Source organism: Streptomyces sp. NPDC093149, assembly GCF_044754145.1.
Classification (GTDB): domain Bacteria; phylum Actinomycetota; class Actinomycetes; order Streptomycetales; family Streptomycetaceae; genus Streptomyces.
Map to the genome: position 1 here is coordinate 648209 of NZ_JBIVON010000001.1, position 26787 is coordinate 674995.

A 26787-nucleotide genomic window follows, 5' to 3' on the forward strand; every position below is an offset into this window, starting at 1 on the left:
TGCCCCTCGCGGCACGCCCACGCAGAAAACGAACCGCGAGACCATTTGATTAAGGGACGGACGCGCGTGGACCTGTTCGAGTACCAGGCGAGGGACCTCTTCGCCAAGCACGGTGTACCGGTGCTGGCCGGTGAAGTCATCGACACGCCTGAGGCAGCCCGCGAGGCGACCGAGCGGCTGGGCGGCAAGTCGGTCGTCAAGGCGCAGGTGAAGGTCGGCGGCCGCGGCAAGGCCGGCGGCGTCAAGCTGGCCGCCACCCCCGACGAGGCGGTCGCCCGCGCGACCGACATCCTCGGCATGGACATCAAGGGCCACACGGTCCACAAGGTGATGATCGCCGAGACCGCGCCGGAGATTCTTGAGGAGTACTACGTCTCGTACCTCCTCGACCGCACCAACCGCACCTTCCTGGCCATGGCCTCGGTGCAGGGCGGCATGGACATCGAGGAGGTCGCGGCGAAGACCCCCGAGGCCCTTGCGAAGGTCCCGGTCGACTCCAACACCGGTGTCACGATCGAGAAGGCCCGCGAGATCGTCGCCCAGGCGAAGTTCCCGGCCGAGGTGGCCGAGAAGGTCGCCGAGGTCATGGTGACGCTGTGGGACACCTTCGTCGCCGAGGACGCGCTCCTCGTCGAGGTCAACCCGCTCGCCAAGGTCGCCTCCGGCGACGTCCTGGCGCTGGACGGCAAGGTGTCTCTCGACGAGAACGCCGACTTCCGTCAGCCCGAGCACGAGGCTCTCGAGGACAAGGCCGCAGCCAACCCGCTCGAGGCTGCCGCCAAGGCCAAGAACCTCAACTACGTCAAGCTCGACGGCGAGGTCGGCATCATCGGCAACGGCGCCGGTCTGGTCATGTCGACCCTGGACGTCGTCGCGTACGCCGGTGAGAACCACGGCAACGTGAAGCCCGCCAACTTCCTCGACATCGGTGGCGGCGCCTCCGCCGAGGTCATGGCGAACGGCCTGGAGATCATTCTCGGCGACCCGGACGTCAAGTCCGTCTTCGTCAACGTCTTCGGCGGCATCACCGCGTGCGACGAGGTCGCCAACGGCATCGTCCAGGCTCTTGCGCTGCTCAAGAGCAAGGGCGAAGAGGTCACCAAGCCGCTGGTCGTGCGCCTCGACGGCAACAACGCGGAGCTGGGTCGCAAGATCCTTTCCGACGCCAACCACCCGCTGGTGCAGCGTGTGGACACCATGGACGGCGCGGCCGACAAGGCCGCCGAGCTCGCCGCGGCTGCGAAGTAAGGGACGAGGGACTCCAACACCATGGCTATCTTCCTCACCAAGGACAGCAAGGTCATCGTCCAGGGGATGACCGGTGCCACCGGCATGAAGCACACCAAGCTCATGCTCGGTGACGGCACCAACGTCGTCGGCGGCGTGAACCCGCGCAAGGCCGGCACGACCGTCGACTTCGACGGCACCGAGGTACCCGTGTTCGGGACCGTCGCCGAGGCGATGGAGAAGACCGGCGCGGACGTGTCGGTTCTCTTCGTGCCGCCGGCCTTCGCCAAGGCCGCCGTCGTCGAGGCGATCGACGCCGAGATCCCGCTCGCCGTCGTGATCACCGAGGGCATCGCCGTCCACGACTCCGCCGCCTTCTGGGCGTACGCGGGCTCGAAGGGCAACAAGACCCGGATCATCGGCCCGAACTGCCCCGGCCTGATCACCCCCGGTCAGTCCAACGCCGGCATCATCCCGGGCGACATCACCAAGCCCGGCCGCATCGGTCTCGTGTCCAAGTCCGGCACGCTGACCTACCAGATGATGTACGAGCTCCGTGACATCGGCTTCTCCTCCGCCGTCGGCATCGGTGGCGACCCGGTCATCGGCACGACGCACATCGACGCCCTCGCGGCGTTCGAGGCCGACCCCGAGACGGACCTGATCGTCATGATCGGTGAGATCGGCGGCGACGCCGAGGAGCGTGCGGCCGACTTCATCAAGGCCAACGTCACCAAGCCGGTGGTCGGTTACGTCGCGGGCTTCACCGCCCCCGAGGGCAAGACCATGGGCCACGCCGGCGCCATCGTCTCCGGTTCCTCCGGCACCGCGCAGGCGAAGAAGGAGGCCCTCGAGGCCGCCGGCGTCAAGGTCGGCAAGACGCCGACCGAGACCGCCAAGCTGGCGCGCGAGATCCTCGGCGCCTGATCGCCTCACCGCGTCGGAGCACCACCGCACCAACGCGTCACCGCACAGACGTCGCGGGCCCGTACCCCTTGCACAGGGATACGGGCCCGCGACGTTTCCTGCCCTCTGCAGCCCCTCGCGCGGCCCGCCGGGTGCCCGCGTTCAGCCGGCTCGGGGGACCAGCCGGCCCGGCCCCTGGACGAGTTCGCCGAGCAGCTGCTTCTGCAGCTGCAGGTCCTGCGGCGTGAGCTTCTGCGGGCCGCCGCGGGGCGGCACCCCGTCGACCCGCTGAGCGGGTGACTGCGGGGTCTCGTACCGCGTCGGGGCCGTCGCCAGAGTGAACAGCGTCAGACCGATGATCAGCGCAGTGAAGGAAACGGCTGCCCTGGTCCACAGCTGGGCCCTGCGCTCGCTCCTCGTACGGATCACGCCGGGCGAGGGGAGCGGGGCGGGGGCCCGGGTCAGGGCGAGCGCACCGAGCCGCTGGTGCAGGAGTGCCGACTGCTCGCCGGGCGACGAGTCCTCCGCCAGCTCGGGCAGCCGCTCGGCGACCGCGGCACGCGCGTTCATGAGCCTGCTCGCCGCCGCCGGGGTGCTGGCCTCCGTCTCCGCTGCGGTCTCCGGCAGGTCCAGGCCGACACCGTCGTACAGCAGCAGGGTCCGACGGTACGACGGCGGCAGCGAGAGCAGCGCGTCGAGCAGCGCGCGCGCACCGGGTTCGGCGGGCGGCGGGTCGAAGCGGCGGTGCGTGCGGCGCAGCCGGTGCCAGGGCGATGTCGCGTACTCGTAGGCGGCGGCGCGCACCCAGCCGACCGGATCGCGGTCCACCGCGACCTCGGGCCAGCGTTCCCAGGCCAGCGCGAAGGCTCGTGCGACGGACTCCTGGGAGAGACCGCTGCGCCCGGTCAGCAGAAACGTCTGGTGCAGGAGGGCGGTGGCGCAATGCGCGTACAGGGCGTCGAAAGCCTCGGCAGCCGCCCCGGGCGCTTCAACCGCCTCAACCGCCTCAACCGCCTCGGGCGATTCGTCGGCGCTGCGTGTTTCAGGTGCGGCATGGGCGGCGGGTGCGGCCGGCACGGCAGATCCGTTGCCCGTGCCGGACGTGCCGGACGTGCCGGACGTGCCGGACGTGCCGGACGTGCCGGGTGTACTGGACGTGCTGGGTGTGCCGGACGTGCTGGGTGTGCCGGACGTGCTGGGTGTGCGGAGTGTGCCCGATGTTCCGGACGGGCCGGACAGATCGGGGGTGGTGCCGGGCTCGGTCGGGGCCATGGCGGTGCTCCCGGTGGCTGCGACGGGGGTCGGCGGGCGGGACGACGGAGGGGACGGCGCAGGAGACGCCGTCGGCTCGGACAGTCCTTTGACCGTCGTCGGTGTCACCGGCCGGGCCGCCCGTTCGGTGGCGGCCTTCGGCCGGGTGCTCGTGGTGGCGGGCTTGTTCCGGGTACTCGCGGGCGTGGCCCGGGAGCCTCTCCGGCTGCTGCCGATCAGCCTGGCGTACACCTCACGCCTGCGTCCCCGGGGCGTGGCGCGGCCCCGTTCCCAGTCGCGGACCGTGGCCCGGGTGACGCCCACCGCCGTCGCGACCTGCTCTTCGCTCAACGACTTCGCCTCACGCAGCCTGCGGCGCTCCTTGGGGGCGGGAAGCGGATGTGCGGTGGTCGCATCGGTCGAGCTCTGCGTCATGAATGACCCCCCGAGGGCCTACGTCGGGTGGAAAAGTACATAAACGCATATTGAGCGACACAGCGGGTGTTCGCCTGTTACGCGAAATAAGCGCGTGTCGTTGGCAGCATTGCGGTGTGACCCAAGTGACCGAAGGCAGCCCCTCGTTGCCGGCCGAGCAGAGCAGGTCCGCCGTTCTGACCTTCGCCTTCCTGCGCGGAGCACTGGCCGCCGGGCTGGGGCTGGGCGGGATCACCGTGCTCGTCGTGGTGCTGTGGATCAGCTCCCCGGCCCCCGACAACGGCCCCGGTGAGGCTCTTCACGCGTCGGCGGGACTCTGGCTGCTCGCCCATGGTGCGGAGCTGATCAGAGCAGACACGCTCAGTGGGGTCCCCGCCCCGGTCGGCCTCGTTCCGCTGCTGCTCGCCGTGGTGCCGGTGTGGCTGGTGCACCGTGCGGCCCGGGACACCCTGGAGGTCGACGAGGGGCGTCGGGCACCCTCGGCGGCGGGCGCGTTCGCCATGGTCACCAGCGGGTATCTGCTGATCGGGGCCGCCGTCACGCTCTATGCGCGGGGCGGTTCGCTGTCCGTGCACGCGGCGTCGCTGTTCTTCCCTTCGGCCGTTGTGGTGGCGGGCGCGGCGGCGGCCGGGATCTGGACGGCTTCCGGGCGTCCCCTCGGCCCGCCGCCGTCGTGGGCGCCGGTGCGGGTGCACGAGGAGCTGGCGCGTTCCCGGTTCAGGGAGCGCGTCGACACGGTCGCCCGGTCGGCCGCGGCCGGGGTGGCGATGCTGCTCGGCGGCGGGGCGCTGCTCGTCGCGGTGTCGCTGGTCTGGCACGCGCAGCCGGCGCGGCAGTCGTTCATCCAGCTCTCCGGCGACCTGGCCGGCCGGGTCTCGGTGCTGCTGCTCGCGCTGGTCCTGGTGCCGAACGCCGCGGTCTGGGGCGCCGCCTACGGGCTCGGGCCGGGCTTCGCCCTCGGCACGGCGTCCACGGTCGGCCCGCTCGCCTTCACCGGGCGTCCGGCGCGGCCCGTCTTCCCGCTGCTCGCCGCGGTGCCGGACCAGGGCCCGGCGACATTCCTGAACTGGGCGGCCGTGGCGGTGCCGGTCGCGGCCGGGGTGACGGTCGCCTGGTTCACCGTACGACGGGCCGCACCCGCCGATGCCGGGCGGGAGGAGGCGTGGGGTCCGGGGGAGACCGCGCTGTCGGCCGGGCTGGCGGCGCTGGGGTGCGGGGTCGGCACGGCGGTGCTGGCCGGGGCCGCGGGAGGGCCGCTCGGCACCGGTGCGCTGGCTCAGTTCGGCCCGGTGTGGTGGCTGACGGGTGCGGCGGCCCTGGCATGGACGGCGGTGCTCGGCGTCCCCGGGGCACTGCTGCTGCGGGCCTGGCGGCTGCGGGGGAGCGCCGGGGGGTGGCGGTCGCGACGGCGCGCCGAGCGGGCGGTGGCGAAGGCGCAGGCCGTCGTTGGACAGGCATCTGCGGAGGTGCCGGAGCAGCTGCCCGGACCGGGAGCGGCGCCGGTGGCCGTGCGCACCCCCGGGAGGGCGTCCACCGCGACGGCGTCCCCCGTGGCGGTGTTCCCCGTGGCCGGGACGGACGAGGATTCGGAGCCGTACGACTTCCTGCCGAGCGATCCCTGGCACGAACGGACGGCCCGGCCCGGGGAGGCGGGGCCGTCCGGACATCCCTGAGATGTCCCGCGGGGCCGGCGGACGTCAGCTCTTGACGCCGAAGAAGGGCTCCAGTGGCTTCGGCAGCAGGTCGTTGCAGGCCAGCTGGCCGGACTTGGTCAGGGCGTCGTTCACACAGGTGTAGTAGTCGCGGTAGACCAGCTGCACCGTGAACGTCGCCGCCACGATCGAGAGCGCGAGCAGTGCCGTCACCAGGCCGCTGACCGCTGCCGTGGTCTGCTGCCTGCCGTAGCCCGGAGCGGGGGTGCCGGGCGCGGATCCGGGCGCGGGGGACGGCGGAACATGTCCGGAACCGGAGCCCTGAAGGGGACCGGCGGCCGGTGTGCCGGACGGGACGCCCGGCCCGGCCGCTCCGGCGGAGCCGCCCGGTGCGGACGCGTCCTTCGGCTTGGCCCGGAGCGCGCTGATCGACCAGTACAGGGCGAGCGCGCCGAGCAGCAGGGCGATCTCCGGGAAGTCGAAGAGCGCGAAGAAGAAGGCCCACATGCCGCAGAGCAGGGAGTAGCGCGCGCGGCGCTGGGCGGGGTCGGTCGGGTCCCAGCGCGGCCCGCCCGGCTTGCCCTCGGGGCCACCCGGACCGTTCGGCCCGCCCTGGCCTCCGGGGCGACCGCCGAAGTCGCCGCTCTGGCGACCGGGCTGCCGGCTGCTCCACTGGCTGCCCCAGACCGGCCGCTCGTCGGGAGAGCCGCCCTCGGGTGCCCCGTCGCCGTTGCCCTTGCCGCCGTTCCCGTCCCCGTTGCCGTTCCCGGCGTTCGAGGGGTGGCGCGGCTGCCAGGGCTGGTCGGGCCGGTTCGCCGGCGGTGCGGCGAACGGGTTGTCGTCCGCGGGGCCCGTGGACCCCGACGAGCCGGAGGAGTCAGAAGCAGAGGCAGGGCCCGTGGGCGACCGGCGCTCCCGCAGCAGTGGCGAGGTCCGGTCGGACAGCGGGTGGCGGAAGGCGGTGCGGCGGCGTCGGTCCGGCATATGGTGAACGTCTTCCCCATCTCGTCATTTCCGCCCTGCGGACGGTTCCCTGTCCCCTGACGCTACCTCCCGGCCAGGAGGGGCCGAAAGCTGGGAGCCGCTGCGCCGGACGGTGGTACGTGCCACGCGGGCCCTTTGGAGCTTCTTCGCCCCTTCCCACCGCTCCCCACGGCCTTCCCGTGATCGGCCCGCGGCCCCTCACCCCCGTCCCGCAGAGGGCCCCGGAGGTGCCGGTATCGTTGCTGACGGTCGGCTCGTTCGTAGAGTTCCCCGTATCGAGGGGTTCGGTTCATTCGTACGACCATACAAATCAGCGTCACTCTGCTTCACCACGCGAGAAAGGGCCCAGCCGTGGCCTCCCCGCCCCCCTCCGCCGCCCCGGCCCGCCTGGTCGTGCTCGTGTCCGGCTCAGGAACGAACCTCCAAGCCCTGCTCGACGCCATCGGTGACGATCCCGAGGGCTTCGGCGCGCAGGTCGTCGCAGTCGGCGCCGACCGCTCCGGAATCGTCGGTCTGGAACGGGCGGAGCGCGCCGGTCTGCCGACCTTCGTGTGCAGGGTCAAGGACCACGCCACCCGCGAGGAGTGGGACGCGGCGCTGGCGGCAGCCACGGCCGAGCACCACCCGGACCTCGTGGTGTCCGCGGGGTTCATGAAGATCGTGGGCAAGGAGTTCCTCGCCCGGTTCGGCGGCCGGTTCATCAACACCCACCCCGCCCTGCTCCCCAGCTTTCCCGGTGCCCATGGGGTGCGTGACGCACTCACGTACGGCGTGAAGGTCACCGGGTGCACCGTCCACTTCGTCGACGACGGTGTCGACACCGGTCCGATCATCGCGCAGGGCGTGGTCGAGGTGACCGAAGCGGACACGGCGGAGGGCGAGGCCGCCCTCCATGAACGCATCAAGGAAGTCGAGCGCAAGCTGCTCGTCGAGGCCGTGGGGCGGCTCGCCCGTGACGGCTATCGCATTGAGGGACGAAAGGTTCATCTCGGTCATGTCGGTGAATAAGCCCATCCGCCGCGCCCTGGTCAGTGTCTACGACAAGACGGGGCTCGAAGACCTCGCCCGCGGTCTGCACGAGGCGGGTGTCGAGCTCGTCTCCACCGGCTCCACCGCCGGGAGGATCGCCGCCGCCGGGGTGCCGGTCACCAAGGTCGAGGAGCTCACCGGCTTCCCCGAGTGCCTCGACGGCCGCGTCAAGACGCTGCACCCGCGCGTCCACGCCGGCATCCTCGCCGACCTGCGCCTGGACGCCCACCGCGAGCAGCTCGCCGAACTGGGTGTCGAGCCCTTCGACCTCGTCGTCGTCAACCTGTACCCGTTCAAGGAGACCGTCGCCTCCGGTGCCTCCGACGACGAGTGCGTGGAGCAGATCGACATCGGCGGCCCGTCCATGGTCCGCGCCGCCGCGAAGAACCATCCGTCCGTGGCCGTCGTCACCAGCCCCGCGCGGTACGGCGACGTCCTCGCCGCCGTCAGGGCGGGCGGCTTCGACCTGACGGCCCGCAAGCGCCTGGCCGCCGAGGCGTTCCAGCACACCGCCGCGTACGACGTGGCCGTGGCCTCCTGGTTCGCGGACGGCTACGCCGCCGCCGACGACTCGGGCTTCCCCGACTTCTTCGGTGCGACGTACGAGCGCAAGAACGTCCTGCGGTACGGCGAGAACCCGCACCAGCCTGCCGCGCTCTACACCTCGGGCACCGGCGGCCTGGCCGAGGCGGAGCAGCTGCACGGCAAGGAGATGTCGTACAACAACTACACGGACACCGACGCCGCGCGCCGGGCCGCGTACGACCACGCCGAGCCGTGCGTCGCGATCATCAAGCACGCCAACCCGTGCGGCATCGCGATCGCCGACGACGTCGCCGAGGCGCACCGCAACGCGCACGCCTGCGACCCGCTGTCGGCCTTCGGCGGTGTCATCGCCGTCAACCGTCCGGTGACCGTCGCCATGGCCGAGCAGGTCGCGGAGATCTTCACGGAGGTCATCGTCGCCCCGGCGTACGAGGACGGCGCGGTCGAGGTCCTGGCCCGGAAGAAGAACATCCGGGTGCTGCGCTGCCCCGACGCACCGACCGCCCCGGTCGAGGTGAAGCCGATCGACGGCGGTGCGCTGCTCCAGGTGACCGACCGGCTCCAGGCCGACGGGGACGACCCGGCCAACTGGACCCTCGCCACCGGCGAAGCCCTCTCCGCGGAGGAGCTGAAGGAGCTCGCCTTCGCGTGGAAGGCCTGCCGCGCGGTCAAGTCCAACGCGATCCTGCTCGCCAAGGGCGGCGCCTCCGTCGGCGTCGGCATGGGGCAGGTCAACCGGGTCGACTCCGCGAAGCTGGCCGTCGAGCGGGCGGGCGAGGAGCGCGCCCGCGGCGCGTACGCCGCCTCCGACGCGTTCTTCCCGTTCCCGGACGGGCTGGAGATCCTCACCGCCGCGGGCATCAAGGCCGTGGCCCAGCCGGGCGGTTCGGTCCGTGACGAGCTGGTCGTCGAGGCCGCGAAGAAGGCGGGCGTGACGATGTACTTCACGGGCACGCGGCACTTCTTCCACTGACGGTTCCTCAGCACGAAGGGCCGGAACTCCGCGAGGAGTTCCGGCCCTTCGTGTCGTGCGCGGTGCGTGTTACTTCTTGATCACCAGGGTGCCGGCGGCACGGTCGTGCCAGCCCTGCAGCTTCCCGGAGTTGTCGAAGAACGGCGAGAGGTAGACCAGCAGCGCACCGATGTAGCAGATGAACACGCCGACGATCGGGATGATCCAGCGGATGAAGCCGGCGCCGAGGCCCGGGTTCAGGCCGGTGTTCTCCTTGACGACCTTCACGCCGAGGGCCATCTTGCCGAGGGTCGAGCCGAGCAGCGAGATCATCAGCCACTCGTAGAGCAGCGTGATCAGACCGAAGATCAGGATCATGCCGAGCATGGTGGCGATGATGCCGCTGCTCGCGTCGTTCACGCAGGACTGGTAGCCCGGGTCCAGGGAGGAGCCGCAGTCGTCGACGCTCTTGGCTATGCCCATCGCACCGGCCAGGCCGATCGCGCTGAGGATGCCGTAGAGGACACCGATGACCGCCGCGTCGATACAGCGCGCGCCGAGGCGGCGGCCCATCGAGGCGACCTGGACGGTGCCCAGGACCGGGACGTTGATGTACCCGTTGTTGGCCTGGAGGGTGCCCGGCGCCTGCTGCGGGTAGCCGTAGCCCGGCTGACCCTGCGGCGGCACGCCCTGCGGGGCCTGCTGCGGGTAGCCGTAACCGGGCTGGCCCTGCGGCGGCTGGCCCTGCGGCGGCTGGCCCGGCTGCTGGCCGTAGGGGTTGTTCGGGTTCGGGTTCGGGTCGCCGAAACTCATCTGGGCGTTCCTCCAACGTGCATGCGGGGACGATGCGGCCGCACGGAGGAAAGAAAGGTCAGTGGTCCGCCCCCCGGTACTACTGCGGCACTGCGGTAATAATCGTTATAAACGAAATGTAAGTTTGTCCAGTCGCGGCCCTCGCTTGTTGCGCAAGCGCAACATCGCGCCACCGCCCGCGGCCTGAATTGGTACGCGGGCGGGGTCATCCGCGAGTATGGGGACATGACTGCCCAGATTCTCGATGGCAAGGCCACCGCAGCCGCGATCAAGTCCGATCTCACCGTCCGCGTGGCGGCCCTCAAGGCCCGGGGCATCACCCCCGGCCTGGGAACCCTGCTCGTCGGGGACGACCCGGGCAGCCGGTGGTACGTGAACGGCAAGCACCGCGACTGCGCCCAGGTCGGCATCGGCTCGATCCAGCGCGAACTCCCCGACACCGCCACCCAGGAGGAGATCGAGGACGTCGTACGGGAGCTCAACGCCAACCCCGCGTGCACGGGCTACATCGTGCAGCTTCCCCTCCCCAAGGGGATCGACACCAACCGCGTCCTGGAACTGATGGATCCGGCCAAGGACGCCGACGGTCTCCACCCGATGAACCTCGGCCGTCTGGTGCTGAACGAGACGGGTCCGCTGCCCTGCACCCCGCAGGGTGTCGTCCAGTTGCTCCGCCACCACGACGTGGAGATCAACGGGGCGCATGTCGTGGTCGTCGGCCGCGGTGTCACCATCGGCCGCTCGATCCCGCTGCTGCTGACCCGCAAGTCCGAGAACGCCACCGTCACCCAGTGCCACACCGGCACGCGTGACCTCTCCGCCCAGCTCAGGCAGGCCGACATCATCGTCGCCGCCGCCGGCGTTCCGCACATCATCAAGCCCGAGGACGTGAAGCCGGGCGCGGCCGTGCTCGACGTCGGCGTCAGCCGGGACGAGAACGGCAAGATCGTCGGTGACGTCCACCCGGGCGTGGCCGAGGTCGCCGCCTGGATCTCCCCGAACCCGGGCGGCGTCGGCCCGATGACCCGCGCCCAGCTGCTCGTCAACGTGGTCGAGGCGGCCGAGCGCGACGCGGCCGCCGCGGTCTGAGCCGACCGACCCGATCCGGAAGGAAGCCCATGGGTGCTGGTACGAGTCCGGCCGACCCGGCCGCCGAGGCGGACCGGAAGTCCCCGGTGCCGTCGGGCGCGGAGGCGCCCGCCGCGGATGCGACGGATGCGACCGTGCCGGATCGGGCTGCGATCCGTGAGAGCGCCGCTTCGGAGGACGCCGCTTCGGAGGACGCTGCCCTTGAGGGGGCGGCTGCCCGGGGTCCCGCGGACGCCGATGCGGACTCTGGCGCCGACGCCGGCGTGAACGCATCCGCCGGCTCGGCGGCCGGTGCGGATTCGAAGTCGGGACCGGAGCCGGAGTCGGGCGCCGGCTCCGGTACGGGCTCGGACCGGAGCGAGGGTGTTCGCCCGCAGGCCGCCCCGAGCAAGAGGGCGCGTCCCTCGCGCAGGTTCCCCTCGTTCACCCGCGACACCGCGCGCCCCGAGGGCGGTGGCCGCGCCGCGTCCGGGGACGCCCCCGCACCGGCCCGGCAGTGGCCGCTGCTCGCCGTGCTCTGCACGGCCGGGATCGGGCTGCTGATCGTGGCCGTCGACCCGTTCGCCGAGGCCTTCAGGATCGGCACGATCCTGATCGGGGTGGCCCTCATCGGGGGCGCCGTGCTGCGGCTCGTGGTCCCGTCGGTGGGCATGCTGGCGGTCCGTTCCCGCTTCACCGACCTGGTGACGTACGGGCTGCTCGGCTTCCTCATCGTGATGCTCGCACTGGTGGCACAGCCCAAGCCGTGGCTGGACATGCCGTTCCTGGAGGACGCGGTCCACTTCACGATCCGCTGAGTCCGTCCGCCTGCCCGCCTGTCCGGCCGCGCCGCCCGCGGACGGTGTCCGTCCCCTCCCCCGAGAAGGGACGGACACCCGAGGGCGGGGGCCGCCAAAGCGAAGTCGCCCCGGAATGCGGCGACTTGAGCGGCCTTGCCCCCGTCCTGACTTCAGCCTGGTCGACGGCGAAGGGCGGTTCAAGGGAACCCTGTGGCCTGTGGCACGGAAGTGACCATTCCGCCACGGTGTGATCGTCCCGCAACGGTGTGATCGTCCCGAGAAGGCCCACCGTCGAGCGACCGCCTCCCGGGTGAGCGGGTACGGCCGGGTGAGCGCTGTGTGACGGGTTGTGTGCGGTGCCACAGGGGGCCGGGCCGTCGGGAGGTTCCGGGTCCGATAGCCTGAACGCTGGATATCTCTTCACATCAAGATTCAGGGATGTCCAGCACCAGGGGCAGGGACCCCCACCGCCAGCTGTCTAACGGAGATCGCCATGACCCGCACTCCCGTGAATGTCACCGTGACCGGCGCAGCCGGCCAGATCGGCTACGCGCTGCTCTTCCGCATCGCCTCCGGCCACCTGCTCGGCCCGGACGTGCCGGTCAACCTGCGACTCCTGGAGATCCCGCAGGGTCTGAAGGCCGCCGAGGGCACCGCGATGGAGCTCGACGACTGTGCCTTCCCGCTGCTGCGCGGCATCGAGATCACCGACGACGCCAACAAGGCGTTCGACGGTGCCAACGTCGCCCTGCTGGTCGGTGCCCGCCCGCGTACGAAGGGCATGGAGCGCGGCGACCTGCTCTCCGCCAACGGCGGCATCTTCAAGCCGCAGGGCAAGGCCATCAACGACAACGCCGCGGACGACATCAAGGTCCTCGTCGTCGGCAACCCGGCCAACACCAACGCGCTCATCGCGCAGGCCGCCGCCCCGGACGTACCGGCCGAGCGCTTCACCGCGATGACCCGCCTCGACCACAACCGCGCGATCTCGCAGCTGGCCGCCAAGACCGGCGCCGCCGTCTCCGACATCAAGAAGCTGACGATCTGGGGCAACCACTCGGCGACCCAGTACCCCGACGTCTTCCACGCGGAGATCGCCGGCAAGAACGCCGCCGAGCTCGTCAACGACGAGGCGTGGCTGGCCGACACCTTCATCCCGACCGTCGCCAAGCGCGGCGCCGCGATCATCGAGGCCCGTGGCGCGTCCTCGGCCGCCTCCGCCGCCAACGCCGCCATCGACCACGTCCACACCTGGGTCAACGGCACGGCCGCGGGCGACTGGACCTCCATGGGTATTCCGTCGGACGGCTCCTACGGCGTGCCCGAGGGCATCATCTCGTCCTTCCCGGTCACCACGAAGGACGGCAAGTACGAGATCGTCCAGGGCCTGGACATCAACGAGTTCTCCCGTACGCGCATCGACGCGTCGGTGCAGGAGCTCATCGAGGAGCGCGACGCGGTTCGCGAGCTCGGCCTGATCTGATCCGTACGCCACCGAGGCGTACACCACCACCCCCGGCAGCGATCGTTGCCGGGGGTGGCTGCGTCAGGTACGTGGCCGTGATCGGGGAGCTGCCAATTTTGTCGTTCTTCTGGTCGCAATGGGGCGGATCGAGTCACGATGCAGAAGATGACCGCCGATTCTGATCGTGCTGCTGGCCGCAGCCGGACCTGCTGGAACGGACCCTGGCGGTCTTCGGCGGCAGACAGGCGTGGTCGTGCGCGGCCCCGGGGCGGCTACCGCTTCCGCAGGTCGTCCGCGATCTCCCGTACGGCCGCCATGGCCCGGCGCTGCAGACCCGGACCGAAGGTGATCCGGGTGGCGCCCAGGGTGCCGAGCTCGCGCGGGGACGGCCCGTCCGGCCGGGCCAGGGCGTTGAGCGGGGCCCGGACGGCGGCGGCCAGCCGGGGCAGGGCCTCGGGCGGGGCCGCGATCGGGTAGACGCAGTCCGCGCCCGCCGCCACGTACAACAGGGCGCGGCGGACCGTCTCCGCCTCCTGGTCCGTGCCCTCGGGGACGCCGTGCACGTACGTGTCGACGCGGGCGTTGACGAAGAGGCGGTCGCCCGCGACCGCCCGTACCTCGGCCAGCCGGTCCGCCTGCCGCCGCGCGTCGACGAGGGTGCCGTCGACGGAATCCTCCAGATTGCAGCCGACGGCTCCCGTGTCCAGGACTCGCTCCACGAGTTCCTTCGGCGCCAGCCCGTAGCCCCCCTCGATGTCCGCCGAGACGGGCACGTCGGCCGGGACGGCGCGCACGATCCTGGCCACGGCCGCGAACATCTCCGCGGCGGGCGTCGCCCCGTCCTCGTAACCGAGCGAGGCCGCGATCCCGGCGCTGGGTGTGGCGAGCGCCGGGAAGCCCGCCCCGGCGAAGACGCGGGCGCTCGCCGCGTCCCACGGGCCGGGGAGGACCAACGGATCGCCGGAGGCGCGGTCGTGGTGCAGGGCACGGAGAACGGATGCGGTCATCGCGGGGCTCCCGGAGGTGTTCCGACGCAGGGGGCGGGCGGGGTGCGGGACGCGGCGGGCGTCGCCGGGTCAGTGCTTGATGTCGCCCGGCTTGTAGTGGCCGGGCACCATGCGGGTGGTCACGGCGAACCGGTTCCACGCGTTGATCGTGGTGATCGCGGCGACGAGGTGGGCGAGCTCGGTCTCGTCGAAGTGCTTGGCGGCGTTCTCCCACACCTCGTCCGGCACGAAACCGTCGGTCAGCACGGTCACCGCCTCGGTCAGCTCGATGGCCGCGATCTCCTTGGGCGTGTAGAAGTGCTTGGACTCCTCCCACGCGCTGAGCTGGACGATCCGCTCGACGGACTCGCCCGCCGCGAGTGCGTCCTTGGTGTGCATGTCGAGGCAGAAGGCGCAGTGGTTGAGCTGCGAGGCGCGGATCTTCACCAGCTCCCCGACGACCGGGTCGAGGCCCTTACGGGAGGCGGCGTCCAGCCGGACCATGGCCTTGTAGACATCGGGGGCCAGCTCGGCCCACTGCTGCATGCGAGGGGTGTGCTCGGGGTTGAGCTCGGAGGTCGGGTGGCTGTGCTCGTTCGTCGTCATGGGTATGACGTTACGGCGTGGGTGGCACAGCGGTATGGTCCATTTCCATGACGGATTCATGGGCCACTTTCGGCGCCGACCTGCATCTGGAGACGACCGGTTCGGCGGGGCTGCGAACGGGGCTCATGGACGCCCTGCGCGAGGCCGTACGGACGGGGCGGCTGGCGCCCGGGACCCGGCTGCCCTCCTCCCGCAGTCTCGCCGTGGACCTCGGCGTCGCCCGGAACACCGTCGCCGACGCCTACGCCGAGCTGGTCGCCGAGGGCTGGCTCAGCGCCCGGCAGGGTTCGGGCACCAGGGTGGCGCGGCGGGCCGAGCCGCGCCCGGCGGCCCGGCGGACGGCACGGTCACGGCCGGTGGCCGCCCGGCCCGCCCACAACCTGCAGGCCGGGTCTCCCGACCTCTCGACGTTCCCGCGCGCCGACTGGCTCAAGGCGGCCCGCCGCGCCCTGACCGACGCCCCCAACGACGCCTTCGGGTACGGGGATCCGCGCGGGCGCATCGAACTGCGCACCGTGCTCGCCGAGTATCTGGCCCGCGCCCGCGGTGTGTACGCCGATCCGGAACGGATCGTGATCTGCGCCGGTTTCGTCCAGGCGCTGAAGCTGATGGGGGAGGTGCTGCGCAAGCGGCGGGTCAGGGAGGTGGCCGCCGAGTCGTACGGACTGGACGTGCACTGGAAGCTGCTCACGGACGCCGGGCTGCGCATGCCCTGCCTGCCGGTCGACGGACTCGGGGCCAGGACCGATGAACTGTCCGGGCTGCGCGGTGCGGGCGCGGTCCTGCTGACGCCCGCGCACCAGTTCCCGACGGGCGTGCCGCTCCATCCCGACCGGCGGGCCGCGGCGGTCGACTGGGCGCGTGGTACGGGCGGACTGATCCTGGAGGACGACTACGACGGCGAGTTCCGTTACGACCGGCAGCCGGTCGGCGCGCTCCAGGGGCTCGACCCGGAACGCGTCGTCCATCTGGGAACGACGAGCAAATCCCTGGCGCCGGGGCTGCGGCTGGGGTGGATGGTGCTCCCGGAGAGCCTGGTGGAGGAGGTGACCGAGGCGAAGGGGCTGAGCGACTGGTCGTCGAGTGCGCTGGAGCAGTTGACGCTCGCGGAGTTCATCGCGTCGGGCGCGTACGACCGCCATGTGCGGGCGATGCGGCTGCGCTACCGCCGCCGTCGTGATCAACTCGTCGCGGTACTGGCGGAACGCGCCCCCGGTGTCCGGGTCAGCGGGATCGCCGCCGGTCTGCACGCCGTGCTCGAAATCCCGGAGGGCGGCGAGGAGGCCGCGCTGCGGTCGGCGGCGTGGCAGGGGCTCGCGCTGGAAGGGCTCTCGCGCTTCCGGCACCCGCAGGCACCGCCGGGGCGCGACGCGCTGGTCATCGGTTACGGAACACCGACCGACAGCGCCTGGGCGGGGGCGCTGGAGGCCCTGTTGCGCGTGCTTTCATGAGGCTCGGCCGTGTGCACCGGCGCGGAACGAGCACGGCCTCACGTATGGGGCTCCGGGGCGCTGGACGTGGTCGTCAGCGCGACGAGAGCGTTTGTGCGCGGGAACGCCGGTGAGGACGAGTGCATCGCGGCGCTCCTGCGGGCCGGGGCTCGCAGGAGGTGGCGTCACGGCTGGTTCGACGCCCGACCGGACATGGATCTCGTCGACGACGCCCGCCTCGACCCCGCTGCGGCAGCCGTGTCCGAACACTGGAAGCCGTGAGCCGCACGGGCAATCGCCCGTGCGGCCGGTGCCGCTGCAGGGAGCAGCTTGTCGTGGCCCGGAGCCGGCACGAACGCCCCGGGCGGTTACTTTTCCTGTTTGTCGCCGGAGGTGTCGCACAGCGCACGGTCGACGAGGTCGCTGGCGGCCTTGTGCTGCCGGAGCGTTTCATCGAGGTCGTTGAAGCTGGTGGACAGGGAGACGGTGACGGTGCGGCCGCCGTCGTCGGTGGCGCCGTTCAGGGTGATGTAGCCGGCTTCGCCCCCTTCGTGGCTCCAGTAGCTGCCGCCGCAGGTCAGGGGAAGCTTGACCAAGCCGAGGCCGTAGCGTCCGCGGGGCCAGAATGCCTCGATCCGCTTGTCGACCGGGACGGTGTCCTGCATTTCGGCCGTGCGTGCCTCGGACAGCAGCTTGCCGCCCAGCAGTCCCTGGAAGAAACGGTTGACGTCCGCGGTGGTGGAGACGTAGCCGCCGAGGTCGGGGACGATCTGTTCGGTGACGTTTGTCCGTTCGCCGGAGGCGAAGACCTGATATCCGTCGGCGTGCGGGCGACGAAGGGTGGACGTGGCGCCCGACAGATAGGTGTGGTTCATGCCGAGCGGTTTCAGGATCCGGCTCCCGACCTCCTCCTGCCATGGGCGGCCTGCGGCCTTCTCGGCGATCATGCCGAGGACGACGTAGCCGGTGTTGGAGTAGCTCCAGCCGGCGCCGGGCCGGAAGTCCGGGTGGTGCTTCATCGCCCGGGCGACGATCTGTTCGGGGGTGTAGGTGTCGTAGCGGTGCTGGTAGTACTGCTGCGGGGTGTCGAAGCCGGGAAGGTCGTCGTGGAGGCCGCTGGTGTTCTGCAGGAGCTGGCGCACGGTGATCTCCCGTCCGTCGTTGTCGTTGCCGTCGATCACACCGGGCAGCCAGCGGTCCACCGTGTCCTTCAGTGACAGCTTGCCCTCGTCGACCAACTGCAGGATCACCGTGGCCATGAGTGCCTTGCCGGTGCTGGCGATCCGGAAGTAGCCGTCGCGGGGCACCGGGCGGTTCGTGCCCGTCACGGCGACGCCGGCGGTGGCGACCAGATCCCGGCCGGAGGCGGTGGTCACCCGCGCCTGGACGCCGGTGATGCCCAACGCCTGGAGGGCATCGGTGTCCAGGCGCAGGTCGTCTTGCCGGTAGCCGGGCGCGGACGTCGCGGACGCGCCGCCAGAGGGCTGGACGGCCATGGCCGTGCCCGCCGTGCCGAGTACGACCGCCGCGACGGCCAGCCACCCCCGGCCGATCCGACGGCGACGCTGCTGGGACGGGTGCTGCTGCGGCGCTGAGGCCGGGGTTGTGGATCTCATGAATCCCACGCTAGGTAAGCGTCGAGTTGCGTGTCGCTACCACAGGCCGCCGATGGAAACCTACAGCCGGCTGTAGTGCCGCAGGGGGCGTCCGGCACGTACCGTGGCGCGTCCGAGGGCCGCTCCAGGTCTCGTACGACGGACGAAGGCGAGCCAGTGCACGATGTGATCGGCGAGGTTCGCGCACGGTTGGTCCAGGCCGGACTCAGCGGACGCTACCTGCTCGGCACCCTGCTGACCGCGACGGTGACGCTCGTGGCGGCGCCACTGCTGTGCACACCGTCGCTGGCAGCTCCCTGGGCGGAGCGCCATCGCCGGCGCGCCGGGGCGTTGCTGGGCCGACCGGTGGGGCCGCGCCCGCGCGCCCTCGGCCGCGACCTCGTGTGGCTCGTGACTCAGGTGGCCACCGGCCTGCCCGCGGGCACAATCGCCCTGCTGTGCCTGGGCAATCTGCTCCTCACCCTTGTCGTCGCCGTGGGGTGGTGGGCCTTTCCCCCATCGGATCCGCCACGGCTGCTGCTCGGAGTCCGCATCGACGGCTGGGCCCCCGCCCTGACGGTCAACCTGGCGCAATTCCTGCTCCTTGCGGCGCTGGCGATCCTCGCCCTGCCACCGCTCGCCCGGCTGCACGCGCGGTGCTGCCTGGCAGTCCTGGCACCGTCTCCCGCGGAACAACTGGCCGCGCGCGTCACCGAACTGACGCGGACGCGCGCAGATGTCCTGCGGGCGCACGGCGCGGAACTCCGCCGGATCGAACGCGACCTGCACGACGGCACCCAGGCCCGGCTGGTGGCCATCGCCATGCGGCTCGCCGTGGCCGGGGAGAGCCTTCCCCAGGACCCGGACGCGGGCGCTGCGCTCGTACGGCAGGCCCGAGCCGAGACCGAGGAGGCCATGACCGAGCTGCGTTCGGTCATCCGCACCATCTACCCTCCGGTCCTGGCCGACCAGGGCCTCGTCGGCGCGCTCGGCACCCTGGCCAACAGGGCTGGCGTGCCGACCCGCATCGACATCGGCGAGCTCGGTGAGGTCCCCGCCGCAGTCGAAGCGGTCGCCTACTTCTCCGTCACCGAGGCGCTGGCGAACATCGCCCGGCACAGCCGAGCCACCAAGGCCGCCGTCCACGTCACCCGCAGCGGCGCGATGCTGTCCGCAGAGATCACCGACGACGGGACCGGCGGGGCGGACGCATCCCGAGGCAGCGGCCTGGACGGAATCGGCCGCCGCGCCGCCGCCCTGGACGGCACCATGAAGATCAGCAGCCCGCCGGGCGGGCCGACCAACATCACCGTGGAGCTGCCGTGCGTGTAGTCATCGTCGAGGACAACGTCCTGCTGTCCTCCGGACTCGAACTCCTGCTGGGCTCCCAGGGCTTCGAGGTCGCGGCGATCACGGACGACGCCCCCGGCTTCCTCGCCGCCGTCGAGACCCACCGCCCGGACGTCACCATCGTCGACGTGCGACTGCCCCCGACCTTCCGCGACGAGGGAATCCGCGCCGCACTCCGGGCCCGCCGTGATCGCCCCGGACTACCCGTCCTGGTCCTGTCCCAGTACGTCGAGCAGGAATACGCCGGCCGCCTCCTCTCCGACACCCGCGGCGGCATCGGCTATCTGCTCAAGGACCGGGTGAGCCGTATCGCGGAGTTCACCGACGCACTGCGCCGCGTGGCCGCCGGCGGCACCGCCATGGACCCCGAGGTCGTCGCCCAGCTCCTCGCCGTCCGCGGCGATCCCGTCGACGCCCTCACCCCCCGCGAACGCGAGGTGCTGGCTCTGATGGCCGAAGGTCACGACAACGCCACCATCGCCCAGCGGCTTTTCATCACCGACAACGCCGTCCACAAACACATCGGCAGCGTCTTCCTCAAACTCGGCCTGTCGGTCGGCGACAGCGGGCACCGCCGGGTCCGCGCCGTCCTGGCCTACCTGCGCCGCCACGGAGGCGGCACCGACCCCGACCCCTGTTGAGCGGTCGACCCGACCCGGCGGCGTGGGCGGCGTCGAGCGGGCCGGCGTAGCCGGGGTCCTCCGTGACGATGACGATGACGCCGCCGCTGCGGCAGCCCCTCAGGGGCCGCCCGCCCGGAGCGGTGCGCCGGTCGTGGACGGTGCGCGGGCTCAGAGCCTGTCGGGTGACCTCGGATCGGATGGCGGGCGCGGTCCGGTGCGTGCGGTTCCGAGGTGGAGGAGGGCGTCGGATGGGGTCTCCCCTGCTCGAACGCAGCTGAGAGCTCGGGGAAGGAGCGTCGGCGACCGACGACGTCGCGGGAGGCGTGTGTTCCAGGGCGTGGATGCCCGGTCGGAGGTCACCCGACAGGCTCTCAGACCGCCTCGGGGGTGTCCTGCGGCGCCTCGCCGAACCGGGCCAGGGCCAGTGCGCCCGCCACCGCCACCACGAACCCGGCGACCGCCAGCCAGACGAGGCCCTCGCGGGTGCGGTCCCCGAGCCAGAAGACGCCGACCAGCGCCGGGCCGATCGTCTCGCCCAGCACCATGCCGGCCGTCGCCGTCGTCACCGAACCGCGCGTCAGCGCCGAGGTGAGCAGCAGGAAAGCCGAACCGCCGCCCAGCAGCAGCGCGTACGCGGCCGGGTTGGTGAGCAGCGCCGACGGGGACACGTCGTCGATCAGCCGGACGGTGACCTCGACCACCCCGAAACCGCAGCCCGCGCCCAGCCCCAGGACCAGCGCCCGTGGCCGTTCCGGGAGCCGCCCGGCCGACGCGCCGATCAGCAGGATGCCCAGGGAGATCCCCAGCATCCACCAGGGCAGCGCCGCCGGGCCAATGCCGTGCCCCTCACCGCCGGAGGAGAGGGCCAGCATGGCCAGGCCCGCACAGACGACACCGACCGCGGTCCATTCGACCGCGCTCAGCCGCACCTTGAGCAGCCGCGCGGCGACCACCGCCGTCACGGCGAGGCTCGCGGCGAGGGCGGCGCCCACCGCGTAGATCGGCAGGGACCGCAGGGCGATGATCTGGAGGACGAAACCGCAGCCGTCGAGGGCGAGTCCGGCGAGGTAGCGCCACTGACGCAGGGCGCGCAGCAGCAGCGCCGGATCGACCCCCGCGTCCGACCCCGGCGCGGCGGCGGCGCGCGAGGCGACGGCCTGGAGGACGGAGGCCGTACCGAAGCAGACGGCGGCGCCGAGCGCGCAGATCATCCCGAAGAGCACGAAGGGACTCTACTGGGGGCGCTCGACGCACCCGCGTCCGCTCTCGGCGACAGCCCTTCGAGCCGATGAACAGCCGGACCGGCCGGAATGACGACCACGCCCCCTGCAGGGGCCCTCCGGTCCGCCGGACATGGTCATGAACGCGGCGAGCCCGTGTGGTCCGGGAACTCCGGTGAGGGCAGCGTGTTGCGGCACGTCCATTGACCGGGACTTCTACGTACCGGGACTCGCGGGAGGTGGTGTCAGGGCTGGTTCGATGGTCGACCGGACATAGATCCGAGTGCTGCCGGACTTGAACTCGTGCGCGAAGAGGTCGATACAACGCCGAAGGTGCTCGCCTTCGGGGGAGTCGAGGCCGTCGGGGCACAGGCTGACGTGTCGCAGCCCCTGCACGAGCGTCTCCGGCTCTGCCAGTCCGAGACGGGAGAAGGCGGCGGCGGGCCGGTAATCCTTCTCCTTCGGATGGAAATTCTTGATCATCCTGGTGCCCTCCGGGACAAGACGGCCCGTGTATGCCTCCGCCTCCTTGCTGGGCAGGACGAAGGACAGCAGTCCCGTGTCGAAGCGCTGCCCCGCCTTGTAACCCGCACGCCGGTCCGATGCCGCCTCCGGGACACGCACACCCATCTGCTCGCTCATCCAGGCGGGGGTGGCTCCCTCTTCCCAGCAGCAGTTCATCTCCTGGTCCGACAGGTCCGACTCCACGTCGTCGACGGCCCGGGCGAACACGCCGATCACGACGGCGGCGCAGGCGGCGAACACCAGCGCGATGACGACTGGCAGCCGTCGACGACGCCGGGACCGCCCCTCGATAGGACTCTTGTTGGAATGGTTCACCGGTTGAATCCCTATCGCGCTTGCTGCTGTTCGCGGCCCGGTTCTGTGCGGCCGCCCTCACGTCCGGGCTTGTCCGGCTCCGGCAACGGGTCGTGGTTCGAGGACGATCCGCCCAGGTCGTAGTGCTTGCTGGAACTGCTGCCCGCCATGTCGAATTCGCGGGCGACACCCGTGGTGTGGAGACGGGCCATCTGACCGTCGGGGATCGACATGTCGCCCACCAACGGAGCGTTGATGGTCACCCCCTTGCTCTCGTCCCAGTTGTAGCGGTCCCACGCGTTCGCCTGATAGTCGAGGCCCACCCTGGGCTCGCCGTTCCCGTCCGGCACGACCGTGACCACTCCGGTCACATTCGACCTGGTCGAACCGACCGCGTAGAACCAGTTGTTGTTCACGTCCTTCTGGAAGGAGAAGTCCCTGTTGGCGGTCTCTACGGGTATGGAGACTGGCCGGCCGCCATTTCTCCTGAACTCCTCGAGCGCTTGCTCACGCCAATCGTCCTGGTGTTCCCTGATGGAATCCTCGATGTGTTCGCGGAAGTCGGGGACGTCGGACATCATCTTGTCCACGGGCAGTTCCATGTCCGTTCCGCTGTTCCCCAGGTAATGCGCCATGTGCCGAGCGGCATCGCTGTCGCCCTTCCAGTCGGCCGCCTCGGCGATCAGGTTCATCTTCTCGCGAGTCCGCCGCTCCTCCGCTCCTGGCTTCTCGACGCCGTAGGGGCCGGATCCACGGTCGGGGGCGATTTGCTTGACCGTCGGAGAGAGCAGTCCGGCGGCCAGAAGGTCATCCTTGTGGTTGCTCCACAACTCGGCACGGGCCTGCGGGCTCAACGATGTCCAAAGACGACGTAGTTCAGCGCGTTGCGCGTCGTTGGCGTCATCACCGAGCGAGGCCAGCCTTGTGGCACGTGGCAATTGGTCCTCGTCCAGCGAGGTGTAGGTCGTGTGCCCCGCGTTGTACGGGTCACCGCCGTGGCTCTTCTTCAGGGCGCGGGTCACGGCCGCGTCGACCTCCGACGCATGGGCCACGAGCCCCGTGAGGGTATCTGCGTACCATTGGACCAGGTCCTTCGTCCGCTGCGAAGTCCCTTCGGCGTCACAGATCGGCTCCATGACCTTCACTGTGCCGTTGGGGCCGTCCATCACCAAGAGACCAGGATCAGGCTCCCCCTGACGGTCCGGATTTCCTTTACGAGCCTCCGCAGTCAGCTGCCTGGCCTGTTTCTGGATGTGCGTGAGTTCGGTCTGCGCATCTGCGAGGACAGTGGCGATGCTCGCGGCCTCCCTGTGCAGGTCCGAGATCTCCTTGACCGTCTTGCGAACGAACTCCTTGGTGACCGCAGCGTTCACGCCCGCCCAGTGCGCCTTGTCCGACATCTGCAGAAGGGTGTCGGTGGCGTCGGTCTTCAATGTCCCCAGACGGTCCGCGGTCAGCTTCCAGTCGTCGGCGGCCGTACTCAGCTTCTTCAGGTCCGCTTCCATCAGATCCGTATAGGTGAGTGCGCTCATCGTTTCTCCGCTCCCGCGCTCACTTCGCGTACTTCATCAGTTCCGACACCGGAACCGCCGACCCGTCTCTCTGTCGTAGGCTGGCTGCGATTTCCTCCTCGTCCTTGGCATGCGCCTTTTTCGAGAAGTCCAAGTGGTTGGAGATGTGTGCGCACATCTGCAGGACGGTGTTGACCTGCGAAGTCCAGACTTCGATTGTCGTGTACAACTCCGAACCGGCACTGAAGTTCTGTGCCTGCAGCTCCGCCGCGGCCTGGGCGGTCGTCCCGGCTCCGCTCTTGTTCACTCCCGCACCGGCGATGTCGGAGCGCTTCCGTAACTCGCCGTGGATCCGGAACGCCTCGTTGCCCACCGCGCCCAGGTCGTCCTGATGCACCACCAGATCGGCTTCGCCTCTGCCGCCGGTGGACGTGGCCCCGGCGGTGTTGAGTCGCATCTGTGCCGAATGGCGCTCCTGCACCTCCGACTTGAGCTGTTCCCAAACGTTGTCGAACGTCACCAGTCCCCCTCCGGTCCGTTCCGACGGTCACACTACTGAACTGGCCGGAACGTGCCGACCTGCCTGCCTCCCGCCTGCACGGCTCGTGCGGTACGGGCGCGGCACACGGACGGTCCGTCACTTGTGACACCCGCTTCTCGCCGCGACCGGGCGCGTCTAGTCTGAGACGAACGGCCCTATTGGCTTGATTCACACGCCGGGGGAGGCGGAGACATGGCCGATGGAAAGAAGGTCACACGCAAGCTGAGGTCGAGCACGGTGGTGCTCGGCGGGATGGGGATGCTCGCGGCGGTGATCACCTCATGCGGCTCGGAGCCGGACAAGCGGTGCGTCGACCCGCTGAGCCACAAGCAACTGCCCACTTACAAATGCAAGAGCGGTAGTGGCAGCGGAAGCGGCGGCGGCTCGTACTACTACGGCGGCGAGAGCAAGAACGGCAAGGTGGAGGGCGGCAGCTTCGACAAGGCGGCCGTCCAGCGCGGCGGCTTCGGCTGCTCGGGCACCGGCGGCGGCTGAACAGCCATGGAGCGACGTACCACGCAGCCGCGCCCCGACTGGCAGCAGATGGTGGAGAGCCAGGGAGTCGTCTACCCGCTCACCCGTCACCCGGACGGCTCGCTGCGCCCGTACTGGGACGAGAGCGCCTACTACGCCTTCTCGCTGCCCGAGGTGGAGGCGCTGGAGGAGGTCGTCGAGGAATTGCACGCGATGTGCCTGGCCGCCGCCGCGCACATGGTGGAGCGAGACCGCTTCGCCGAACTCGGCATCACCGACAAGCGGTTGGCTTCACTGGTCGCCGATTCCTGGCATCGCCGCGACGAACTTCCCTCCCTGTACGGCAGGTTCGACCTGTGCTACGACGGAACCGGCCCGGCGAAGATGCTGGAGTACAACGCGGACACCCCCACCTCGCTGGTGGAGGCCGCGAGTGCTCAGTGGTTCTGGATGGAGGACCGCTTCCCGGGCGCCGACCAGTGGAACTCCCTGCATGAACGCCTCGTCGCGGCGTGGAGTCGGCAGGCCGCGCTGCTGCCCGCCGGACCGCTGCACTTCGCGCACTCCGAGGGCGACGAGATCGGCGAGGACCTGATGACGGTCGCCTATCTGCGGGAGACCGCCGAACAGGCCGGGATCGACACGGAGGCGCTCTCCGTCGAACGGATCGGCTGGGACCGGCTGGCCGGAAGGTTCGTGGACGAGCGGCTCCGCTTCATCCGCAGCTGTTTCAAGCTGTATCCGTGGGAATGGCTGGCGACCGACCGGTTCGGGCCGCACGTGCTGGACACCCTCGACAACGGCGGTGGCACCGGCACCACCTGCTGGATCGAGCCCGCCTGGAAGATGCTCCTCTCCAACAAGGCGCTGCTGGCGATCCTCTGGGAGCTCTACCCCGGCCACCCGAATCTGCTCCCCTCGTACCTGGACGGTCCCCGCGAACTCGCGGCGGCGGGTCCGGGTACGGGCCGCGGCGGCCCCGGCTATGTCGCCAAGCCGCTGCTCGGCCGGGAGGGGGCCGGGGTCACCATCCACGAGCCGGGAAGCCCCGCGGTGCTGCGGGACGAGCCGTGCTGCTACCAGGAGCTGGCGCCGCTGCCGGATTTCGACGGCAACCGCGTGGTGCTGGGGGCGTGGGTCGTCGAGGACGAGGCGGCCGGGCTCGGCATCCGCGAATCGGCGGGGCCGGTCACGGACGAGTACGCCCGCTTCCTGCCCCACGTCATCCTCTGACACCGGCCCGGCAGCCGTCGGCGGCGGGACGTCAGGCGCGCAGCACGCCGCGGAGCTGCTCCAGCCCCCAGTCCAGGTCCTCCTTGCTGATCACCAGCGGCGGGGCGATCCGGATCGTCGAACCATGGGTGTCCTTGACCAGCACCCGGCGGTCCATCAGCTTCTCGGAGATCTCCCGGCCGGTCCCGCGGCTCGGGGCGATGTCGACGCCGGCCCACAGCCCCCGGCCGCGTACCTCCTCCACCGCGCCCCCGCCCACCAGCAGCCCCAGCTCCTGATGGAGGTGCTCGCCCAACTCGGTCGCCCGCTGCTGGAATTCGCCGGTCCGGAGCATCGCGATGACCTCCAGCGCGACCGCGCAGGCAAGCGGATTCCCGCCGAACGTCGAGCCGTGCTCACCGGGCCGGTACACCCCGAGCACGTCCTGCGAGGAGACCACCGCCGACACCGGCACCACGCCACCGCCCAGCGCCTTGCCGAGCACGTACATGTCCGGTACGACACCCTCGTGCTCGCAGGCGAAGGTCTTCCCGGTCCGCCCCAGGCCCGACTGGATCTCGTCCGCGATGAACAGCACGTTCCGCTCGCGGGTGAGTTCACGCACCCCGGGAAGGTAGCCGGGCGGCGGCACCAGCACCCCGGCCTCGCCCTGGATCGGCTCCAGCAGCACCGCCACGGTGTTCTCGGTCATCGCCTCCCCGAGCGCGCTCAGATCCCCGTACGGCACGATCTCGAACCCCGGCGTGTACGGACCGAAGTCCTCCCGCGCCTCATGGTCCGTCGAGAAGCTGATGATCGTCGTCGTCCGGCCGTGGAAGTTGTTCGCGGCGACGATGATCTTCGCCATGCCGTCCGGGACGCCCTTCACCCGGTAGCCCCACTTGCGGGCGGTCTTCACCGCGGTCTCCACGGCCTCGGCCCCGGTGTTCATCGGCAGCACCGACTCCATGCCGCACAGATCGGCGAGCCGGGTACAGAAGTCGGCGAACCGGTCGTGGTAGAAGGCCCGCGAGGTGAGCGTCACCCGCTCCAGCTGAGCCCTGGCCGCGTCGAGCAGCCGCCGGTTGCCGTGACCGAAGTTGAGCGCCGAGTATCCGGCGAGCATGTCGAGGTAGCGGCGGCCCTCGACATCGGTCATCCAGGCTCCGTCCGCCGAGGCGACGACGACGGGCAGCGGATGGTAGTTGTGCGCGCTGTGCGCCTCGGCGGAGGCGATGGCATTTTCCGTGGTCGACACGGGATCTCCGTTCGTCGTGCGGCGTGGGCGGGGG

At 70.8% G+C, this 26787-nt stretch carries 25 protein-coding genes; 14 read left to right on the plus strand and 11 right to left on the minus strand.

What is annotated here, in order from left to right:
* The first annotated feature begins 66 nt into the window (after positions 1 to 66).
* Positions 67 to 1248 carry an ADP-forming succinate--CoA ligase subunit beta gene (sucC, locus tag ACIQCZ_RS03140; protein ID WP_351074458.1) on the plus strand — a complete coding sequence of 394 codons (1182 nt, stop codon included), beginning with the start codon at positions 67 to 69 and terminating at the stop codon, positions 1246 to 1248.
* A gap of 21 nt (positions 1249 to 1269) precedes the next feature.
* Positions 1270 to 2154: a succinate--CoA ligase subunit alpha gene (gene sucD, locus ACIQCZ_RS03145; RefSeq protein WP_402279090.1), complete on the plus strand. Its 885-nt coding sequence runs from the start codon at positions 1270 to 1272 to the stop codon at positions 2152 to 2154.
* Between the two features lie 141 nt (positions 2155 to 2295).
* Here sucD and ACIQCZ_RS03150 read toward each other — a convergent pair whose 3' ends face one another.
* Positions 2296 to 3819, minus strand: coding sequence for a sigma factor-like helix-turn-helix DNA-binding protein (locus ACIQCZ_RS03150; RefSeq protein ID WP_402279092.1), 1524 nt, complete (start codon positions 3817 to 3819; stop codon positions 2296 to 2298).
* Positions 3820 to 3944: 125 nt separating this feature from the next.
* On the opposite strand from ACIQCZ_RS03150, the gene ACIQCZ_RS03155 reads away from it, so the two are divergent.
* The gene (locus ACIQCZ_RS03155) at positions 3945 to 5492 is read left to right on the plus strand and encodes a DUF6350 family protein (RefSeq protein ID WP_402280201.1); all 1548 of its coding nucleotides are present in this window, start codon (positions 3945 to 3947) and stop codon (positions 5490 to 5492) included.
* A 24-nt stretch (positions 5493 to 5516) separates the two neighbouring features.
* Here ACIQCZ_RS03155 and ACIQCZ_RS03160 read toward each other — a convergent pair whose 3' ends face one another.
* Positions 5517 to 6455, minus strand: coding sequence for a hypothetical protein (locus tag ACIQCZ_RS03160; protein WP_402279095.1), 939 nt, complete (start codon positions 6453 to 6455; stop codon positions 5517 to 5519).
* Between the two features lie 351 nt (positions 6456 to 6806).
* On the opposite strand from ACIQCZ_RS03160, the gene purN reads away from it, so the two are divergent.
* Both purN and purH read left to right on the plus strand, forming a co-directional pair.
* Positions 6807 to 7463: a phosphoribosylglycinamide formyltransferase gene (gene purN, locus ACIQCZ_RS03165; protein WP_402279097.1), complete on the plus strand. Its 657-nt coding sequence runs from the start codon at positions 6807 to 6809 to the stop codon at positions 7461 to 7463.
* Positions 7450 to 9003, plus strand: a complete 1554-nt coding sequence (gene purH, locus ACIQCZ_RS03170; RefSeq protein ID WP_402279100.1) for a bifunctional phosphoribosylaminoimidazolecarboxamide formyltransferase/IMP cyclohydrolase — start codon at positions 7450 to 7452, stop codon at positions 9001 to 9003. The genes purN and purH overlap by 14 nt, the downstream gene beginning before the upstream one ends.
* A gap of 69 nt (positions 9004 to 9072) precedes the next feature.
* On the opposite strand, the gene ACIQCZ_RS03175 is transcribed toward purH, so the two are convergent.
* Positions 9073 to 9795, minus strand: coding sequence for an RDD family protein (locus ACIQCZ_RS03175; protein ID WP_402279102.1), 723 nt, complete (start codon positions 9793 to 9795; stop codon positions 9073 to 9075).
* A 225-nt stretch (positions 9796 to 10020) separates the two neighbouring features.
* On the opposite strand from ACIQCZ_RS03175, the gene ACIQCZ_RS03180 reads away from it, so the two are divergent.
* The 3 genes from ACIQCZ_RS03180 (at position 10021) to ACIQCZ_RS03190 (ending at position 13146) form a co-directional block, all read left to right on the plus strand.
* Positions 10021 to 10884 carry a bifunctional methylenetetrahydrofolate dehydrogenase/methenyltetrahydrofolate cyclohydrolase gene (locus tag ACIQCZ_RS03180; RefSeq protein WP_402279105.1) on the plus strand — a complete coding sequence of 288 codons (864 nt, stop codon included), beginning with the start codon at positions 10021 to 10023 and terminating at the stop codon, positions 10882 to 10884.
* Positions 10885 to 10913: 29 nt separating this feature from the next.
* Positions 10914 to 11681, plus strand: a complete 768-nt coding sequence (locus ACIQCZ_RS03185; RefSeq protein ID WP_402279107.1) for a DUF3017 domain-containing protein — start codon at positions 10914 to 10916, stop codon at positions 11679 to 11681.
* 475 nt (positions 11682 to 12156) lie between these two features.
* Positions 12157 to 13146 carry a malate dehydrogenase gene (locus ACIQCZ_RS03190; protein WP_365692024.1) on the plus strand — a complete coding sequence of 330 codons (990 nt, stop codon included), beginning with the start codon at positions 12157 to 12159 and terminating at the stop codon, positions 13144 to 13146.
* 254 nt (positions 13147 to 13400) lie between these two features.
* Here ACIQCZ_RS03190 and ACIQCZ_RS03195 read toward each other — a convergent pair whose 3' ends face one another.
* Together ACIQCZ_RS03195 and ACIQCZ_RS03200 are read right to left on the minus strand one after the other, a co-directional pair.
* Positions 13401 to 14135 (minus strand): isocitrate lyase/phosphoenolpyruvate mutase family protein, encoded by a 735-nt coding sequence (locus tag ACIQCZ_RS03195; RefSeq protein ID WP_402279109.1) that lies wholly within the window; start codon positions 14133 to 14135, stop codon positions 13401 to 13403.
* 69 nt (positions 14136 to 14204) lie between these two features.
* Positions 14205 to 14720, minus strand: coding sequence for a carboxymuconolactone decarboxylase family protein (locus tag ACIQCZ_RS03200; RefSeq protein WP_402279112.1), 516 nt, complete (start codon positions 14718 to 14720; stop codon positions 14205 to 14207).
* Positions 14721 to 14767: 47 nt separating this feature from the next.
* Here ACIQCZ_RS03200 and ACIQCZ_RS03205 point away from each other — a divergent pair, with 47 nt between their 5' ends.
* A complete protein-coding gene (locus ACIQCZ_RS03205; RefSeq protein WP_402279114.1) occupies positions 14768 to 16171 on the plus strand; it encodes a PLP-dependent aminotransferase family protein in 1404 nt (467 codons plus the stop codon).
* 93 nt (positions 16172 to 16264) lie between these two features.
* Positions 16265 to 16432, plus strand: a complete 168-nt coding sequence (locus tag ACIQCZ_RS03210; RefSeq protein ID WP_402279117.1) for a hypothetical protein — start codon at positions 16265 to 16267, stop codon at positions 16430 to 16432.
* A gap of 86 nt (positions 16433 to 16518) precedes the next feature.
* On the opposite strand, the gene ACIQCZ_RS03215 is transcribed toward ACIQCZ_RS03210, so the two are convergent.
* Positions 16519 to 17766, minus strand: coding sequence for a serine hydrolase domain-containing protein (locus ACIQCZ_RS03215; protein ID WP_402279120.1), 1248 nt, complete (start codon positions 17764 to 17766; stop codon positions 16519 to 16521).
* A 156-nt stretch (positions 17767 to 17922) separates the two neighbouring features.
* Between ACIQCZ_RS03215 and ACIQCZ_RS03220 the strand changes: the two genes are divergently transcribed.
* Positions 17923 to 19077: a sensor histidine kinase gene (locus ACIQCZ_RS03220; RefSeq protein ID WP_402279123.1), complete on the plus strand. Its 1155-nt coding sequence runs from the start codon at positions 17923 to 17925 to the stop codon at positions 19075 to 19077.
* On the plus strand, positions 19068 to 19736 hold the full coding sequence (locus tag ACIQCZ_RS03225; protein WP_402279125.1) for a response regulator: 669 nt from the start codon (positions 19068 to 19070) through the stop codon (positions 19734 to 19736). The genes ACIQCZ_RS03220 and ACIQCZ_RS03225 overlap by 10 nt, the downstream gene beginning before the upstream one ends.
* Before the next feature lie 353 nt (positions 19737 to 20089).
* Here ACIQCZ_RS03225 and ACIQCZ_RS03230 read toward each other — a convergent pair whose 3' ends face one another.
* The 4 genes from ACIQCZ_RS03230 to ACIQCZ_RS03245 all read right to left on the minus strand — a co-directional run bounded on the left by ACIQCZ_RS03230 (position 20090) and on the right by ACIQCZ_RS03245 (position 23788).
* Positions 20090 to 20929 carry a hypothetical protein gene (locus ACIQCZ_RS03230; RefSeq protein ID WP_402280202.1) on the minus strand — a complete coding sequence of 280 codons (840 nt, stop codon included), beginning with the start codon at positions 20927 to 20929 and terminating at the stop codon, positions 20090 to 20092.
* A gap of 225 nt (positions 20930 to 21154) precedes the next feature.
* Entirely contained in the window at positions 21155 to 21778 is a 624-nt protein-coding gene (locus ACIQCZ_RS03235) for a hypothetical protein (protein WP_402279128.1), read from the minus strand.
* 11 nt (positions 21779 to 21789) lie between these two features.
* Positions 21790 to 23289 (minus strand): hypothetical protein, encoded by a 1500-nt coding sequence (locus tag ACIQCZ_RS03240; protein ID WP_402279130.1) that lies wholly within the window; start codon positions 23287 to 23289, stop codon positions 21790 to 21792.
* Between the two features lie 19 nt (positions 23290 to 23308).
* A complete protein-coding gene (locus tag ACIQCZ_RS03245; protein WP_402279133.1) occupies positions 23309 to 23788 on the minus strand; it encodes a hypothetical protein in 480 nt (159 codons plus the stop codon).
* A gap of 213 nt (positions 23789 to 24001) precedes the next feature.
* On the opposite strand from ACIQCZ_RS03245, the gene ACIQCZ_RS03250 reads away from it, so the two are divergent.
* Both ACIQCZ_RS03250 and ACIQCZ_RS03255 read left to right on the plus strand, forming a co-directional pair.
* A complete protein-coding gene (locus ACIQCZ_RS03250; protein WP_402279136.1) occupies positions 24002 to 24304 on the plus strand; it encodes a hypothetical protein in 303 nt (100 codons plus the stop codon).
* A 6-nt stretch (positions 24305 to 24310) separates the two neighbouring features.
* Positions 24311 to 25516, plus strand: coding sequence for a glutathionylspermidine synthase family protein (locus tag ACIQCZ_RS03255; protein WP_402279139.1), 1206 nt, complete (start codon positions 24311 to 24313; stop codon positions 25514 to 25516).
* A 31-nt stretch (positions 25517 to 25547) separates the two neighbouring features.
* On the opposite strand, the gene rocD is transcribed toward ACIQCZ_RS03255, so the two are convergent.
* Positions 25548 to 26753 carry an ornithine--oxo-acid transaminase gene (gene rocD / locus ACIQCZ_RS03260; protein WP_402279141.1) on the minus strand — a complete coding sequence of 402 codons (1206 nt, stop codon included), beginning with the start codon at positions 26751 to 26753 and terminating at the stop codon, positions 25548 to 25550.
* Positions 26754 to 26787: the final 34 nt, after the last annotated feature.

What these genes read in the sequence shown, in the direction of transcription:
- sucD (WP_402279090.1), top strand. Translation starts at nt 1,270, where the DNA reads ATGGCTATCTTCCTCACCAAGGACAGCAAGGTCATCGTCCAGGGGATG.
- ACIQCZ_RS03150 (WP_402279092.1), bottom strand. Translation starts at nt 3,819, where the DNA reads ATGACGCAGAGCTCGACCGATGCGACCACCGCACATCCGCTTCCCGCC.
- ACIQCZ_RS03160 (WP_402279095.1), bottom strand. Translation starts at nt 6,455, where the DNA reads ATGCCGGACCGACGCCGCCGCACCGCCTTCCGCCACCCGCTGTCCGAC.
- purH (WP_402279100.1), top strand. Translation starts at nt 7,450, where the DNA reads ATGTCGGTGAATAAGCCCATCCGCCGCGCCCTGGTCAGTGTCTACGAC.
- ACIQCZ_RS03175 (WP_402279102.1), bottom strand. Translation starts at nt 9,795, where the DNA reads ATGAGTTTCGGCGACCCGAACCCGAACCCGAACAACCCCTACGGCCAG.
- ACIQCZ_RS03180 (WP_402279105.1), top strand. Translation starts at nt 10,021, where the DNA reads ATGACTGCCCAGATTCTCGATGGCAAGGCCACCGCAGCCGCGATCAAG.
- ACIQCZ_RS03185 (WP_402279107.1), top strand. Translation starts at nt 10,914, where the DNA reads ATGGGTGCTGGTACGAGTCCGGCCGACCCGGCCGCCGAGGCGGACCGG.
- ACIQCZ_RS03190 (WP_365692024.1), top strand. Translation starts at nt 12,157, where the DNA reads ATGACCCGCACTCCCGTGAATGTCACCGTGACCGGCGCAGCCGGCCAG.
- ACIQCZ_RS03195 (WP_402279109.1), bottom strand. Translation starts at nt 14,135, where the DNA reads ATGACCGCATCCGTTCTCCGTGCCCTGCACCACGACCGCGCCTCCGGC.
- ACIQCZ_RS03200 (WP_402279112.1), bottom strand. Translation starts at nt 14,720, where the DNA reads ATGACGACGAACGAGCACAGCCACCCGACCTCCGAGCTCAACCCCGAG.
- ACIQCZ_RS03205 (WP_402279114.1), top strand. Translation starts at nt 14,768, where the DNA reads ATGACGGATTCATGGGCCACTTTCGGCGCCGACCTGCATCTGGAGACG.
- ACIQCZ_RS03215 (WP_402279120.1), bottom strand. Translation starts at nt 17,766, where the DNA reads ATGAGATCCACAACCCCGGCCTCAGCGCCGCAGCAGCACCCGTCCCAG.
- ACIQCZ_RS03230 (WP_402280202.1), bottom strand. Translation starts at nt 20,929, where the DNA reads ATGATCTGCGCGCTCGGCGCCGCCGTCTGCTTCGGTACGGCCTCCGTC.
- ACIQCZ_RS03240 (WP_402279130.1), bottom strand. Translation starts at nt 23,289, where the DNA reads ATGAGCGCACTCACCTATACGGATCTGATGGAAGCGGACCTGAAGAAG.
- ACIQCZ_RS03250 (WP_402279136.1), top strand. Translation starts at nt 24,002, where the DNA reads ATGGCCGATGGAAAGAAGGTCACACGCAAGCTGAGGTCGAGCACGGTG.
- ACIQCZ_RS03255 (WP_402279139.1), top strand. Translation starts at nt 24,311, where the DNA reads ATGGAGCGACGTACCACGCAGCCGCGCCCCGACTGGCAGCAGATGGTG.